Below are 13,233 nucleotides of genomic sequence, written 5' to 3'. Positions count from 1 at the left end.
TTCCCTGTCCGTCTCTCTCCCAACCTCTCTCGCCCGCCCTCAACCTCCTCAAGGGAGCGCCGTGACCGAAACCGACCACTCATCGGACGACCTGCTCGACCTCGCCCTGGAAGCCGCGCGACTCGCCGGCCGGCTGCTGCGCGACGGGCGTCCGGCGGGGCTGGGCGTGGCCGCGACCAAGTCCAGCCCGGTCGACATCGTCACCGAGATGGACATCGCCGCCGAGAAGCTGATCACCGAGTTCCTGATCGAGCGCCGCCCCCTGGACGGCTACCTCGGCGAGGAGGGCGGCGCGACCGCCCAGGGCAGCACCGGAGTGCGCTGGGTGATCGATCCGCTCGACGGCACCGTGAACTATCTCTACGGACTCCCGTCCTGGGCCGTCTCCATCGGCGTCGAGGTGGACGGCGAGCGGGTCGCCGGTGCGGTGGAGGTGCCGATGCGCGGCGAGACGTACTTCGCGCGCCGCGGCCACGGAGCCTTCGTCACCGGCGGCCCGTACGGCGACGAGCACGTCCGGCTGCGGTGCCGGCCCACGGCACCGCTCGCCGAGGCGCTGGTGGCCACCGGCTTCAACTACGTCGCCGAGGTCCGGGCCCACCAGGCCGAGGTGGCGCACGACCTCATCCCGCAGGTGCGGGACATCCGGCGGGGCGGCTCAGCCGCGATCGACCTCTGTGACGTGGCCGCCGGCCGGCTCGACGGCTACTTCGAGCGCGGGCTGCACCCGTGGGACCTGGCGGCGGGCGACATCATCGCCCGGGAGGCCGGCGCCCTCACCGGCGGGCGCCCGGGCCGGCCGGCCGACGGGGACCTGACCGTCGCGGCGTCCCCCGGCGTCTTCGAACCGCTCCAGGCCCTCCTGGAGGACCTGGGCGCCTGGCACGACTGACGCGGAGGGCCCGAGGGGCCCCGCGGGTGCCAGAAGGGCCCCGCAGCCACCGTGGGGCGGCTGCGGGGCCCTTGGCCCATAGGGAAGGTCAGGCGTTCGTCGTCGTGCTGATCCGCACACCGTGCTCGGCGGCGAGACGACGGAGGTCGTCCAGCTCGCTCTGCTCGACGTCCGCGAGGAAGTCGTCGCCCGTCTCGCGGGCCTTCGTGAGGTCGTCCTCGGTCGTCTTGATGCGTTGCAGCAGACCTGCGGTGAAAGCGTCCATGAAGCGCCCCCTCATCGTGGGTCGGTGGCACGGGGGTGTGCCCGGGTTTCCCTCCGCCGAGGCGGTAGGGCGGGTGATCACGCACTCTCCGGGGGACGGAGGGGCCTGTGACAACGCCACATGGGAAGACGTGATCGCGGGTGTGAATGCGTACTCCCCCGCCCGAAGCTCAGAGAAACCTCAACTGGCCGGGAAATCCCGTCGCTTCCTCGAAGCCGCAGGTCGGGGCGGGACGTCTTACCGCCGGTTTATGCGGGTTACGGGCAGGATGGAGCCGCACAAGTGTGCCGGGGCCGTGCCCGCGTCGCGGGCGGCCGGGCCGTCCCCGGACGCCCCGGACCCCGCCGTGCAGACCGCTTGCGAAGTTCTAGGGAAGGAAGCGCCGTGCGCGTACTCGTCGTGGAGGACGAGCAGCTGCTCGCCGATGCGGTGGCCACCGGATTGCGCCGTGAGGCCATGGCCGTCGATGTCGTGTACGACGGGGCCGCGGCCGTGGAGCGCATCGAGGTCAACGACTACGACGTGGTGGTGCTCGACCGTGACCTCCCCCTGATCCACGGTGACGACGTCTGCCGCCGGATCGTCGAGCTCGGCATGCCGACCCGGGTCCTCATGCTCACCGCGTCCGGGGACGTCAGCGACCGGGTGGAGGGCCTGGAGCTCGGCGCCGACGACTATCTGCCCAAGCCCTTCGCGTTCAGCGAGCTGACCGCCCGGGTACGGGCCCTCGGCCGGCGGACGACCGTCGCCCTGCCGCCCGTCCTCGAACGGGCCGGCATCAAGCTGGACCCGAACCGCCGGGAGGTGTTCCGGGGCGGCCAGGAGGTCCAGCTCGCGCCCAAGGAGTTCGCCGTCCTGGAGGTCCTGATGCGCAGCGAGGGCGCCGTCGTCTCGGCGGAGCAGCTGCTGGAGAAGGCGTGGGACGAGAACACCGATCCGTTCACCAACGTCGTCCGGGTGACCGTCATGACCCTGCGCCGCAAACTCGGCGAGCCCCCGGTGATCGTCACCGTGCCCGGCTCCGGCTACCGGATCTGACGCCGGTGCCCACCGTCCCGCCGCCCATGGGGGCACCCCCCAAACCCACCTGGGAGCCCAAACAGCAGGAGCCTCCCTACCCGTGGTTGCGCCCGACCATCCGGATACGGCTCACGCTGCTGTACGGCGGCATGTTCCTCATCGCGGGCATCCTGCTGCTGTCGATCATCTACATGCTGGCCGCCCAGGCTCTGCATGTGGGCAGCGACCTCCCGTTCAAGATCGTCGACGGTCACGTCTCCAGCGACGTCTGCAACCTTCTGGAGGAGGGCAACTCGCCGAGCGCGGTCAACGCGGCGATGAACTCCTGCGTCAATCACCAGCGCCAGCAGGCCCTGGACACGCTGCTCAACCGGTCACTGCTGGCCCTGGTGGGCCTCAGCATCATCGCCTTCGCCTTCGGCTACGGAATGGCCGGCAGGGTGCTGTCTCCGCTGGGCCGGATCACCCGCATCGCCCGGACCGTGGCCGGTACGGACCTGGCCCGCCGTATCGAGCTCGACGGGCCGGACGACGAGCTCAAGGAGCTGTCCGACACCTTCGACGACATGCTGGACCGGCTGGAGCGGGCTTTCACCGCGCAGCAGCGGTTCGTCGGCAACGCCTCGCACGAGCTGCGCACGCCGCTCGCCATCAACCGCACGCTTCTGGAGGTCCACCTCTCCGATCCGGCGGCCCCGCCCGAGCTCCAGCAGCTGGGGAAGACGCTGCTGGCCACCAACGAGCGCAGCGAGCAGCTGGTGGAGGGCCTGCTGCTGCTGGCCCGCAGCGACAACCAGATCGTCGAGCGCAAACCGGTCGACCTCGCCGAGGTCGCCTCGCGCGCCGTGGACCAGGCGCGCGGCGAGGCCGAGACCAAGGGCGTGGAGATGCGCGAGGACCTGGCCGAGGCCATCGTCCAGGGCAACGGCGTCCTGCTGGAGCGCATCGCGCTGAACCTCGTGCAGAACGCCGTCCGCTACAACGTCCCGGAGGGCGGCTGGGTCGAGGTGAGTACGGCGCTGCTGCCCGGGCAGGCGGTGCTCGTCGTCTCGAACACGGGCCCCGTGGTCCCCGCGTACGAGATCGACAATCTCTTCGAGCCCTTCAGACGGCTGCGTACGGAGCGGACGGGCAGCGACAAGGGGGTCGGGCTCGGTCTGTCGATCGCGCGGTCCGTCGCCCGCGCCCATGGCGGCCGTATCATCGCCGAGCCCCGTGAAGGCGGTGGTCTTGTGATGCGCGTCTCACTGCCGGTCTGACCGGCGCGAGAGGAGCTTTGCGCGCTGATTATTTTTTGTTCGCTTTGAGCGGAATTTTCGGGACCTGATCCCGAAGAGACCATGTGTGATCGATCACACGAGCGAATATCTCCCTGTCCACGCTCCGTGACCAGGGAACTCACCGGAAACCCGGCGAAACACCGGGTTTTCCGGGGCAGTGATGACGGGAAGTACACGGGGTGGCGCCTGCGAAGGGCGCCGCCGGGACCGTGTACGGTCCCCATCGCCACCCAAGCCGATCACTCCCGAGCGGTCCTTTTGGGTGTCGATTGAGTAACAGACCTTGATGTGAGGCAAAATCTCCGCCTCAGGTCGGGCACAAGTCCGGCCTCTCACGCGTTACGAGCGCTGAGACACCGCAGACACCCAGAGGGGGAGAGCGACATGGCAACGGATTACGACACCCCACGCAAGACCGACGACGACGTCGATCAGGACAGCCTTGAAGAGCTGAAGGCGCGCCGGAGCGACAAGACGGCGTCCGCCGTCGACGTCGACGAGTTCGACGCGGCCGAGGGCCTTGAGCTGCCCGGCGCGGATCTGTCCAACGAGGAGCTGGCCGTACGGGTCCTGCCCAAGCAGGCCGACGAGTTCACCTGCATGAGCTGCTTCCTCGTGCACCACCGCAGTCAGCTGGCCCGCGAGAAGAACGGCCAGCCGATCTGCCGCGACTGCGACTGAGATCCGGTCGGCCGTGGCAGGGGACACACCGTTCCGCAAGCGGCGCCCCTGGGGCAGAAGGTCCTCGGAGGCGCACCAGGGCGGTACACGCCCGGCAGAAGGCGCCCAGGCGCCTGCCGAGCGGTCCGCCCTGCCACCCTCGCCGGACGGACAGGACGACGAGCGGGGCCTGCAGGCGGCCTCGCTCGAAGCGGCCGAAGTAGCGGTACGCGCAGCCCGTGAGGCTGCTGGAGTCGACACGGCCGATGGGGCCGGACAGGTCGGCAGGACGGAGCCCGTGACCGGGGCAGGCCGTCTGAGTTCAGTGAAACGGGGCGTACGCAAGGGCGGGGAGAGCGCCAAGGAAGCGATCGGTCATATCGCGGACCTGATCATCCACATCGCTCCCCGCGTCCCTGTGCGCGACCTCGCCACCCTGCGCGAGCACTTTCCCGGCCTCGGGCCGGAGGAGATCGCGGACCGGCTCGTCGTGGGCGCGAGCCGCGCGACCGCCACCGTCGGCGCCGGAATCGGCGCGGCGGCCATGATGCCCGTGCCGCCCGCGATGTTCGCCGAGCTGGCCGCCGAGGTCACCGGCGTCGCCGCCATAGAGATGAAACTCGTCGCCGAACTGCACGAGGTCTACGGACGCCGTCCCCCGGGCGGCATCGCCCGGCGCTCGACCGCCTACCTCACCGCCTGGACCGAGGAGCGCGGCATCGAGGTCACCCGCCCCGCCTCCGTCGATTCGGCGCTGAGCGGCCGGATGAAGCGCGAACTCCGCCGCCAGATCATGAAGCGCACCGTGCGCGACCTGCCGAGCCTGATCCCGTTCATGGTCGGCGCCGCCGTCGGCGCGTCCATGAACCGGCGCGACACCAGGAAACTCGCCGAACGGGTCAGGAAGGACCTCCGCGAGAAGCAGATCCCCTGGGACCGCCTCCCGGACCAGCCTCCGCTGAAACCCGAAACCTGAAGGCCGTCAGGCCCGGACCGCCGCGTTCAGCGCCGACACCAGGGCCTTCGGGTCGCGCGTCGAGAGATAGACGTACGGGGTCGGGTCCTCCGGGTCGGTGACCTCCACCCGGACCGCCGTCGGGATGTAGCTGCGCAGCAGCATGAAGGCCCGGGTGTCCGCCTTGTGCGTGCGCCAGGCGCGCGCCTCCTCGGCGTCCAGCACCTCGGCCTCGCCGAGCGCCGAGACCGGGATCCGGGCGTCCCCGGCGACGAGCGCGCCCGCCACCACCCGGATGCGGGCGGAGCCGTACGAACTGACCGCGACGGCCGACAGGACCGTGCCGCCGGCCAGGCCGGCGAGGAGCGGCAGGGTGCCCAGCGGCAGCAGCATCAGCGCGCACGCGATGCCGATCAGGACGGCGATCAGCCACCACGAACGGGGTGCGGTGAGGCGTTCGTCGTAGGGCGGGGTCGAAGGCTGCATGGCTCCAGCTTGGCACGGCGCGACCGGCAGGTACCCGCGCGGGTAAGGTCTGCGCCTGTGAGTGGAACATCTGCGGCTCTGACGCCCCCGGCCGACGCGGTGAAACCGGTCCGGCACCCCGACGCCCCGGCCCCCGGCGAACTCCTCGGCGCGCACTACGAGCACTGCTTCGGCTGCGGCTCCGGCCAGCCCCACGGCCTCCACCTCCAGGCGCGGGCCGGCGAGGGCGTCAGGGTGACCGCCGAGTTCACCGTGAAGGCGGCTCACCAGGGCGCCCCGGGCCTCGCGCACGGCGGGGTGCTGGCCACGGCGCTGGACGAGACGCTCGGCTCGCTGAACTGGCTGCTGCGGGTCATCGCGGTCACCGGGCGGCTGGAGACCGACTTCGTACGGCCCGTCCCCGTCGACACCGTGCTGTTCCTCGACGCCGAGGTCACCGCCGTGCACGGGCGGAAGATCTACTCCCGGGCGACCGGACGGATCGGCGGCCCGGACGGGCCGGTCGCGGTGCGGGCCGACGCCCTGTTCATCGAGGTCAAGGTCGACCACTTCATCGAGAACGGCCGGCCGGCCGAGATCCAGGCCGCCATGGCCGACCCCGACCAGGTCAGGCGGGCCCGCGCCTTCGAGGTGAACCCGTGATGCGGCACCCCGTCGACGTCCTGATCCGCCGGGTCGACCCGGACGTTCCGCTGCCCTCCTACGGGCACCCCGGGGACGCCGGCGCGGACCTGGTGACGACCGAGGCCGCCGAACTGGCACCGGGGGAGCGGGCCGTACTGCCCACCGGGGTTTCGATCGCCCTGCCCGACGGGTACGCCGCGTTCGTGCACCCACGATCCGGTCTCGCCGCCCGCTGCGGAGTCGCCCTGGTGAATGCCCCGGGGACGGTCGATGCCGGGTACCGTGGAGAGATCAAAGTGATCGTCATCAATCTCGACCCACGCGAGTCCGTGCGGTTCGAGCGGTTCGACCGGATTGCCCAACTGGTCGTGCAGCAGGTCGAGAAGGTGCGCTTCCACGAGGTGTCGGAGCTTCCCGGCTCGGCGCGGGCCGAAGGGGGCTTCGGGTCCACCGGCGGCCATGCCGCCGTTGATGTTGATGGCGTCCGGGGCGGGGTTCCCCAGGGCGGGAACAGCTACGCTTCGGTCGAATCCGACCGGGAAGGACAGTGACGTGTTCGGACGTCGCAAGAACAGTGGTGCCGCCGATGACACGGCGGCCGAGGCGCGCGAGGCCGAGCAGGTCGTCGACGAGCAGGATGACGCCGAGGGCGAGTCCCGCCGGACGAACCTTCCGCCGGCGCCGCGCCCGGACGGCCCGTGGGACATCAGCGAGGTGTCCCAGCCCGGCGACGGCCGGGTCGACCTGGGCGGCATCCTCGTGCCCGGCGTCGAGGGCATGGAGCTGCGCGTGGAGGTCGCCGGTGACGCGATCGTCGCCGCCACCGTCGTGATGCGCGACAGCGCGATCCAGCTCCAGGCGTTCGCGGCCCCCAAGAAGGAGGGCATCTGGGGCGAGGTCCGCGAGGAGATCGCCACGGGCATCACCCAGCAGGGCGGCATCATCGACGAGGTCGAGGGCCCGCTCGGCTGGGAGCTGCGTGCTCAGGTCCCCGTACAGCTTCCCGACGGGGCGAACGGCGTGCAGCTGGTGCGCTTCGTCGGTGTCGACGGTCCGCGCTGGTTCCTGCGGGGCGTGATCTCCGGCCAGGGCGCCGTGCAGCCGGAGGCCGCCGGGCTCCTGGAGTCGGTCTTCCGGGACACCGTGGTCGTCCGCGGCGATGGCCCCATGGCCCCCCGCGACCCGATCGTCCTGAAGCTCCCCAACGACGCCCAGATGGTTCCCGAGGGCGTGCAGCAGGAGGAGCAGGAGGGCTCGAAGTTCTCCGGTGGCATGGCGGGCCTCCAGCGCGGTCCCGAGATCACCGAGGTGCGCTGACCCGCACCCGCGGACACCGGCCGGTGGGCCGTACCCCTTCCCCGGGGTGCGGCCCACCGGCTTTTGCGTGTGCCGGCGCGTACAGGGCGCGTATCGGCGGCGTACAGGCGTCGTCAAGGCCGGGCCCACTTCCGTAAGAGAGGCATCAACGCAGGTCACGGCGGTGCCGGCCGGCGGTTTGCTCAAGGGGTCCGATTCATCGACACCTCATTCAGGAGCATCCGATGGCCGATGCGGCCTTCGTCGTCACCACGATCGCGGTCTTCGCGCTGGTGGCACTCGTCGCCAAGGGGGTGGCGAAGCTGTGACCGCGGACCACGTGGCCGGCCTCGTCGTGGCCGCCGCCCTGCTGGGATACCTCGTCCTGGCCCTCCTCTTCCCGGAGAGGTTCTGAGCCCGACATGAGCCCCGTCCTCTCCGGTGTGCTCCAGCTCCTCGCGCTCGTCGTCGCGCTGGGGCTGGCGTACCGACCGCTCGGCGACCACATGGCCCGCGTCTACACCTCGACCCGCCATCTGCGGGCCGAGAGGTGGATCTACCGGGCGATAGGCGCCGACCCCGGCAGGCAGATGCGCCGGGCCGCCTACCTGCGCGGCGTCCTCGCCTTCTCCGCCGTGAGCGTCCTCTTCCTCTACCTCCTGCAACGGCTCCAGGGGGCCCTGCCCGGCTCGCTCGGCTTCTCCTCGATCAGCCCGGACCAGGCGTTCAACACGGCCGCCTCGTTCGTCGCGAACACCAACTGGCAGTCGTACGCCGGCGAGCAGGCCATGGGCCACGTCGTGCAGACCGGCGGCCTCGCCGTGCAGAACTTCGTCTCCGCCGCCGTCGGCATGGCCGTCGCGGTCGCCCTCGTACGAGGGTTCGCCGCCTCCCGTACCGGGGAGCTCGGCAACTTCTGGGCCGACCTGGTGCGCGGCACCGTACGCGTCCTGCTGCCGATCGCGGTCGTCGGCGCCCTCGTCCTCGTTGCCTGCGGGGCGGTACAGAACTTCTCCGGCGTCCACGAGGTCGGGCAGTTCACGGGCGGTGCGCAGCAGTGGAACGGCGGCGCGGTCGCGTCCCAGGAGGCCATCAAGGAGCTGGGCACCAACGGGGGCGGCTACTTCAACGCCAATTCGGCGCACCCCTTCGAGAATCCGAACGGCCTGTCCAACCTCTTCGAGATCTTCCTGATCCTCGTCATCCCGTTCGCCCTCACCCGCACCTTCGGACGCATGGTCGGCTCGGTCCGGCAGGGGTACGCGCTGCTCGCCACGATGCTGGTCTTCTGGCTCGGCTTCTCCGCGCTGATGATGTGGACCGAGTCCGCCCACCACGGCCCGGCCTTCGAGCTCGCGGGCGGGGCGGCGGAGGGCAAGGAGACCCGGTTCGGGGTCGGCGGCTCCTCCCTGTTCGCCGTGGCCACCACGCTCACCTCGACCGGCGCGGTGAACTCCTTCCACTCCTCGTTCACCGGTCTCGGCGGCGGCATCACGCTGCTCGGCATGCAGCTCGGCGAGATCGCCCCCGGAGGCGTCGGCTCCGGCCTCTACGGCATGCTGATCATGGCGCTCATCGCGGTCTTCGTCGCCGGTCTGATGGTCGGCCGTACGCCCGAATACCTCGGCAAGAAGATCGGCACCCGCGAGATCAAGCTCGCCGCCTGCTACCTCCTGATCACCCCGGCCCTGGTGCTCGGCTTCACCGCTGCGGCCGTCGCGCTGCCCACCCCTCCCCACTCGGTGGCCAACCCGGGGGCGCACGGCTTCTCCGAGATCCTGTACGCCTACACCTCCGGCGCCAACAACAACGGCTCGGCGTTCGCCGGGCTCGCCGCGGACACCCCGTGGTTCAACACCACGATCGGGCTCGCGATGCTGCTCGGCCGGTTCCTGCCCATGGTGTTCGTCCTGGCCCTCGCCGGCTCGCTCGCCGAGCAGCGGCCCGTCCCGGCGACCTCGGGCACCCTCCCCACCCACACCCCGCTGTTCAGCGGACTGCTGGCCGCGGTCGTCGTGGTCGTCGCCGGCCTGACCTACTTCCCGGCCCTCGCCCTGGGCCCGCTGGCCGAAGGGCTGGCGTCATGACCACTCGTACGAAGCAGGAGGGCCCGATGACCGCCGGCGCCGCGCTGTCCGACCCGAAGACGCTGCTCGCCGCGCTGCCCGGAGCACTGCGCAAGCTGCACCCCCGCGCGATGGCCGCCTCACCGGTCATGTTCGTGGTCCTCGTGGGGTCCGTCTTCACCACCGTCCTCGCCGCCCGGGACCCCGGCGACTGGTTCGGCTGGGCGATCACCGGCTGGCTCTGGCTCACCACGGTCTTCGCCAACCTCGCGGAGGCGGTCGCCGAGGGCCGCGGCAAGGCCCAGGCGGACAGCCTGCGCCGGGCGAAGACGGACACCGTCGCCCGCCGCCTCACCGGCGACCGCGAGGAGCGCGTCGCGGGCACCGACCTCCGCGTCGGCGACCTGGTCGTCTGCGAGGCGGGCGACATCGTGCCCGGCGACGGGGACGTCGTCGAGGGTGTGGCCGGCGTCGACGAGTCCGCCGTCACCGGCGAGTCCGCCCCGGTCATCCGCGAATCCGGCGGCGACCGCAGCGCCGTCACCGGCGGGACGAAGGTGCTCTCCGACCGGATCGTCATCCGGATCACCACCAAGCCCGGCGAGACGTTCATCGACCGCATGATCGCCCTGGTCGAGGGCGCCGCCCGGCAGAAGACGCCCAACGAGGTCGCCCTGAACATCCTCCTGGCGTCCCTCACCGTCGTCTTCCTGCTCGCCGTCGTCACCCTCCAGCCCTTCGCCGTCTACGCGGGCGACGCGCAGTCCATGATCGTGCTCACCGCGCTCCTGGTCTGCCTCATCCCGACCACCATCGGCGCGCTGCTCTCCGCGATCGGCATCGCGGGCATGGACCGGCTCGTCCGGCGCAACGTGCTCGCGATGTCCGGACGGGCCGTCGAGGCGGCCGGGGACGTCTCGACGCTGCTGCTCGACAAGACCGGGACCATCACCCTCGGCAACCGCCGCGCCACCGACCTGCTGCCCGTCACGGGGGTCACCGGCGCGGAACTCGCGGACGCCGCCCAGCTCGCCTCGCTGGCCGACGAGACGCCCGAGGGCCGGTCCGTGGTCGTCCTCGCCAAGGAGCGGTACGGGCTGCGCGAACGCCACGCGGGCGAGCTGTCCGGCGCCACCTGGGTCGCCTTCACCGCCCGCACCCGCATGTCGGGCGTGGACGTGGACGGGCGCAAGGTCCGCAAGGGCGCCACCGCAGCCGTCGTCGCCTGGGTCGAGGAGCGCGGCGGCGACGTCCCCGACGAGGCCCGGACCCTCACCGACCGCATCGCGGCGGCCGGCGGCACCCCGCTCCTGGTGGCCGTGGAGGACGGGCACGGGGCGCGGGTCCTGGGGGTCGTCCAGCTCAAGGACGTCGTCAAGGAGGGCATGCCGGAACGGTTCGCCGAGCTGCGCCGCATGGGCATCCGTACCGTCATGATCACCGGCGACAACCCGCTGACCGCGAAGTCCATCGCCGAGGAGGCCGGGGTGGACGACTTCCTCGCCGAGGCCACGCCCGAGGACAAGATGGCCCTCATCAAGCGCGAGCAGGCCGGCGGCGGGCTCGTCGCGATGACCGGTGACGGTACCAACGACGCCCCGGCGCTCGCCCAGGCCGACGTCGGCGTCGCCATGAACACGGGGACCTCGGCAGCCAAGGAGGCCGGGAACATGGTCGACCTGGACTCCGACCCGACCAAGCTCATCGAGATCGTGGAGATCGGCAAGCAGCTGCTGATCACACGCGGGGCGCTCACCACGTTCTCCCTGGCCAACGACGTGGCGAAGTACTTCGCGATCATCCCCGCGATGTTCGCCGCGCTCTACCCGGGCCTGGACCGGCTCAACATCATGGACCTGTCCTCGCCGCGCACCGCGATCCTCTCCGCGGTGATCTTCAACGCGCTGATCATCGTCGCGCTCGTCCCGCTCGCCCTCAGGGGCGTCCGCTACCGGCCCGGCGGCGCCGCGGCCATGCTCCGGCGCAACCTCGCCGTCTACGGCATCGGCGGCCTGATCGCCCCCTTCGCCGGCATCAAGCTCATCGACCTGCTCCTCTCCCTCGTCCCCGGAATCGGCTGACCCGCCATGAACACACCCGTACGCAACCCCGTCCGCCAGGTCTGGGCCGCCCTGCGCGCCCTGCTCGCCCTCACCCTGGTCTGCGGCGTCCTCTACCCGCTCGCCGTCACCGGCGCCGCCCAGGCGTTCATGCCCGGCCGCGCCAACGGCTCCGAGATCACCTCCGACGGCAAGGTCGTGGGCTCCGCCCTCATCGGCCAGCATTACGTCCTGCCGGGAGGCGGGCCGGATCCGAAGTGGTTCCAGCCGCGCCCCTCCGCAGGGCTCGGCACCAACAGCCGCAACACCCAGTACTCGCTGCTGGTGTCCGGCGCGTCCAACCTCGCCGGCGACAACCCCGAGCTGATCGACCGGGTCACCGCCGCCAAGGAGGCCGTCGTCCGGGACAACTCCGTCCCCGGCCATCCGGTGGACCCCGCCACGGTGCCGCCCGACGCGGTCACCTCGTCCGGCTCCGGGCTCGACCCGGACATCTCGCCGGCGTACGCACACCTCCAGGTCCGCCGCGTCGCCGCACGCAACCACCTCACCGCCGGACAGGTCACCGAACTGGTGGAGCGGCACACCGAAGGCCGCGGTCTCGGCTTCATCGGGGAACCGCGCGTCAACGTCCTCCGGCTCAACATCGCCCTGCGCCAGCTGGTGACCGGGGTGCGCTGACGGAGGGGCATTGCCCGCTTCCCCGCCACCCGCACATACTGGCGGCCGACAGGACCGAGGACCCACGGGGGAGCGCCATGACCGAGAACACCGCCGACACCAGCACCGGCGGGGGCGCCGGCACGGCCGTCGCCGACGCCCCCATGGTCCGCGTCGAGGACCTGCACCGCTCCTACGGCTCCGGCGCGGGAGCGGTGCACGCGCTGCGCGGTGTCTCCTTCGAGGTGCCGCGCGGCGAGCTCGTCGCCCTCAAGGGGCGCTCCGGCTCCGGCAAGACGACCCTGCTCAATCTCGTCGGCGGCCTCGACACCCCGGACGGCGGCCGGATCACCGTCGACGGCACCGACCTCTCCTCGCTCGGCGAGAACGGGCTCCTGGAGCTGCGCCGGGACCGGGTCGGCTTCATCTTCCAGTCGTTCGGCCTGATCCCGATCCTGACCGCCTCCGAGAACGTCGGCGTGCCCCTGCGGCTGCGCAAGGCCGACCCCAAGGAGCGCGAGGAGCGGGTGTCGCTGCTGCTCTCCCTCGTCGGCCTCGCCGACCACGCCGCCCAGCGCCCCGGCGAACTCTCCGGCGGCCAGCAGCAGCGCGTGGCCATCGCCCGCGCGCTCGCCAACCGGCCCGCCCTGCTGATCGCCGACGAGCCGACCGGACAGCTCGACGCGGAGACCGGCCTCGCGGTGATGGAGCTGCTGCGCGCCGTCGTGCACAGCGAGGGCGTCACCGCACTCGTCGCCACCCACGACGCCCAGCTCCTCGGCCTCGCCGACCGGGTCCTCGAACTCAGCGACGGCCACATCGTCGAGCACTGACCGGCGGCCCGGAAGCGGTATCAGAGTTACGTCAAATCCCGCCGCTTCCCCACCCTCCGTCCGATACGCCGGAAATCCACCAGGTACTTTCGAACCATGGCCGCCACGGCGGCGGCCGCCGGTTTCGGAAGACGAT

The 13,233-nt window shown here is 71.4% G+C and carries 15 protein-coding genes; 13 read left to right on the top strand and 2 right to left on the bottom strand.

What is annotated here, in order from left to right:
* Positions 1–61 precede the first annotated feature (61 nt).
* Positions 62–892: an inositol monophosphatase family protein gene (locus ABZ565_RS13920; protein ID WP_361025012.1), complete on the top strand. Its 831-nt coding sequence runs from the start codon at positions 62–64 to the stop codon at positions 890–892.
* An 88-nt stretch (positions 893–980) separates the two neighbouring features.
* Here the strand turns inward: ABZ565_RS13920 and ABZ565_RS13915 are convergent, their stop codons facing one another.
* Positions 981–1,157, bottom strand: coding sequence for a hypothetical protein (locus ABZ565_RS13915; protein ID WP_018105385.1), 177 nt, complete (start codon positions 1,155–1,157; stop codon positions 981–983).
* Positions 1,158–1,541: 384 nt separating this feature from the next.
* Here ABZ565_RS13915 and ABZ565_RS13910 point away from each other — a divergent pair, with 384 nt between their 5' ends.
* From ABZ565_RS13910 to ABZ565_RS13895, 4 genes are all read left to right on the top strand, one after another.
* Positions 1,542–2,195, top strand: a complete 654-nt coding sequence (locus tag ABZ565_RS13910; protein ID WP_361025009.1) for a response regulator transcription factor — start codon at positions 1,542–1,544, stop codon at positions 2,193–2,195.
* Between the two features lie 26 nt (positions 2,196–2,221).
* On the top strand, positions 2,222–3,436 hold the full coding sequence (locus ABZ565_RS13905) for a HAMP domain-containing sensor histidine kinase (protein ID WP_361025006.1): 1,215 nt from the start codon (positions 2,222–2,224) through the stop codon (positions 3,434–3,436).
* Between the two features lie 405 nt (positions 3,437–3,841).
* Positions 3,842–4,138 (top strand): DUF4193 domain-containing protein, encoded by a 297-nt coding sequence (locus tag ABZ565_RS13900; RefSeq protein WP_003965732.1) that lies wholly within the window; start codon positions 3,842–3,844, stop codon positions 4,136–4,138.
* Positions 4,139–4,151: 13 nt separating this feature from the next.
* Positions 4,152–5,093, top strand: coding sequence for a hypothetical protein (locus tag ABZ565_RS13895; protein WP_361025003.1), 942 nt, complete (start codon positions 4,152–4,154; stop codon positions 5,091–5,093).
* A gap of 6 nt (positions 5,094–5,099) precedes the next feature.
* Here the strand turns inward: ABZ565_RS13895 and ABZ565_RS13890 are convergent, their stop codons facing one another.
* A complete protein-coding gene (locus ABZ565_RS13890) occupies positions 5,100–5,558 on the bottom strand; it encodes a DUF3093 domain-containing protein (protein WP_361025000.1) in 459 nt (152 codons plus the stop codon).
* Between the two features lie 57 nt (positions 5,559–5,615).
* Between ABZ565_RS13890 and ABZ565_RS13885 the strand changes: the two genes are divergently transcribed.
* The 8 genes from ABZ565_RS13885 to ABZ565_RS13850 all read left to right on the top strand — a co-directional run bounded on the left by ABZ565_RS13885 (position 5,616) and on the right by ABZ565_RS13850 (position 13,097).
* Positions 5,616–6,200: a PaaI family thioesterase gene (locus tag ABZ565_RS13885; RefSeq protein WP_361024997.1), complete on the top strand. Its 585-nt coding sequence runs from the start codon at positions 5,616–5,618 to the stop codon at positions 6,198–6,200.
* A complete protein-coding gene (dut, locus tag ABZ565_RS13880) occupies positions 6,200–6,733 on the top strand; it encodes a dUTP diphosphatase (protein ID WP_361025289.1) in 534 nt (177 codons plus the stop codon). The genes ABZ565_RS13885 and dut overlap by 1 nt, the downstream gene beginning before the upstream one ends.
* 1 nt (position 6,734) lies before the next feature.
* Complete coding sequence (locus ABZ565_RS13875; protein ID WP_361024994.1) at positions 6,735–7,499, top strand: DUF3710 domain-containing protein; 765 nt, start codon at positions 6,735–6,737, stop codon at positions 7,497–7,499.
* A gap of 304 nt (positions 7,500–7,803) precedes the next feature.
* Complete coding sequence (gene kdpF / locus ABZ565_RS13870) at positions 7,804–7,893, top strand: K(+)-transporting ATPase subunit F (RefSeq protein WP_361024991.1); 90 nt, start codon at positions 7,804–7,806, stop codon at positions 7,891–7,893.
* A gap of 7 nt (positions 7,894–7,900) precedes the next feature.
* Positions 7,901–9,565: a potassium-transporting ATPase subunit KdpA gene (kdpA, locus tag ABZ565_RS13865; protein WP_361024988.1), complete on the top strand. Its 1,665-nt coding sequence runs from the start codon at positions 7,901–7,903 to the stop codon at positions 9,563–9,565.
* Positions 9,562–11,625 carry a potassium-transporting ATPase subunit KdpB gene (gene kdpB, locus ABZ565_RS13860; protein ID WP_361024985.1) on the top strand — a complete coding sequence of 688 codons (2,064 nt, stop codon included), beginning with the start codon at positions 9,562–9,564 and terminating at the stop codon, positions 11,623–11,625. The genes kdpA and kdpB overlap by 4 nt, the downstream gene beginning before the upstream one ends.
* Positions 11,626–11,631: 6 nt before the next feature.
* Positions 11,632–12,285, top strand: coding sequence for a potassium-transporting ATPase subunit KdpC (kdpC, locus tag ABZ565_RS13855; RefSeq protein ID WP_361024982.1), 654 nt, complete (start codon positions 11,632–11,634; stop codon positions 12,283–12,285).
* A gap of 77 nt (positions 12,286–12,362) precedes the next feature.
* Positions 12,363–13,097 carry an ABC transporter ATP-binding protein gene (locus tag ABZ565_RS13850; protein WP_361024980.1) on the top strand — a complete coding sequence of 245 codons (735 nt, stop codon included), beginning with the start codon at positions 12,363–12,365 and terminating at the stop codon, positions 13,095–13,097.
* Positions 13,098–13,233 lie beyond the last annotated feature (136 nt).

Origin of the sequence: Streptomyces sp. NPDC016469 (assembly GCF_040632905.1) — a bacterium.
In the GTDB taxonomy this organism is placed as follows: Bacteria; Actinomycetota; Actinomycetes; order Streptomycetales; family Streptomycetaceae; genus Streptomyces.
This window is presented reverse-complemented; position numbering and strand designations above follow the sequence as displayed.

Bases quoted from the DNA above. Each gene is read 5' to 3' on its own strand.
- kdpA (WP_361024988.1), top strand. From the start codon at position 7,901: ATGAGCCCCGTCCTCTCCGGTGTGCTCCAGCTCCTCGCGCTCGTCGTC.
- ABZ565_RS13850 (WP_361024980.1), top strand. From the start codon at position 12,363: ATGACCGAGAACACCGCCGACACCAGCACCGGCGGGGGCGCCGGCACG.
- ABZ565_RS13890 (WP_361025000.1), bottom strand. From the start codon at position 5,558: ATGCAGCCTTCGACCCCGCCCTACGACGAACGCCTCACCGCACCCCGT.
- dut (WP_361025289.1), top strand. From the start codon at position 6,200: ATGCGGCACCCCGTCGACGTCCTGATCCGCCGGGTCGACCCGGACGTT.
- ABZ565_RS13905 (WP_361025006.1), top strand. From the start codon at position 2,222: ATGGGGGCACCCCCCAAACCCACCTGGGAGCCCAAACAGCAGGAGCCT.
- kdpC (WP_361024982.1), top strand. From the start codon at position 11,632: ATGAACACACCCGTACGCAACCCCGTCCGCCAGGTCTGGGCCGCCCTG.
- kdpB (WP_361024985.1), top strand. From the start codon at position 9,562: ATGACCACTCGTACGAAGCAGGAGGGCCCGATGACCGCCGGCGCCGCG.
- ABZ565_RS13915 (WP_018105385.1), bottom strand. From the start codon at position 1,157: ATGGACGCTTTCACCGCAGGTCTGCTGCAACGCATCAAGACGACCGAG.
- ABZ565_RS13900 (WP_003965732.1), top strand. From the start codon at position 3,842: ATGGCAACGGATTACGACACCCCACGCAAGACCGACGACGACGTCGAT.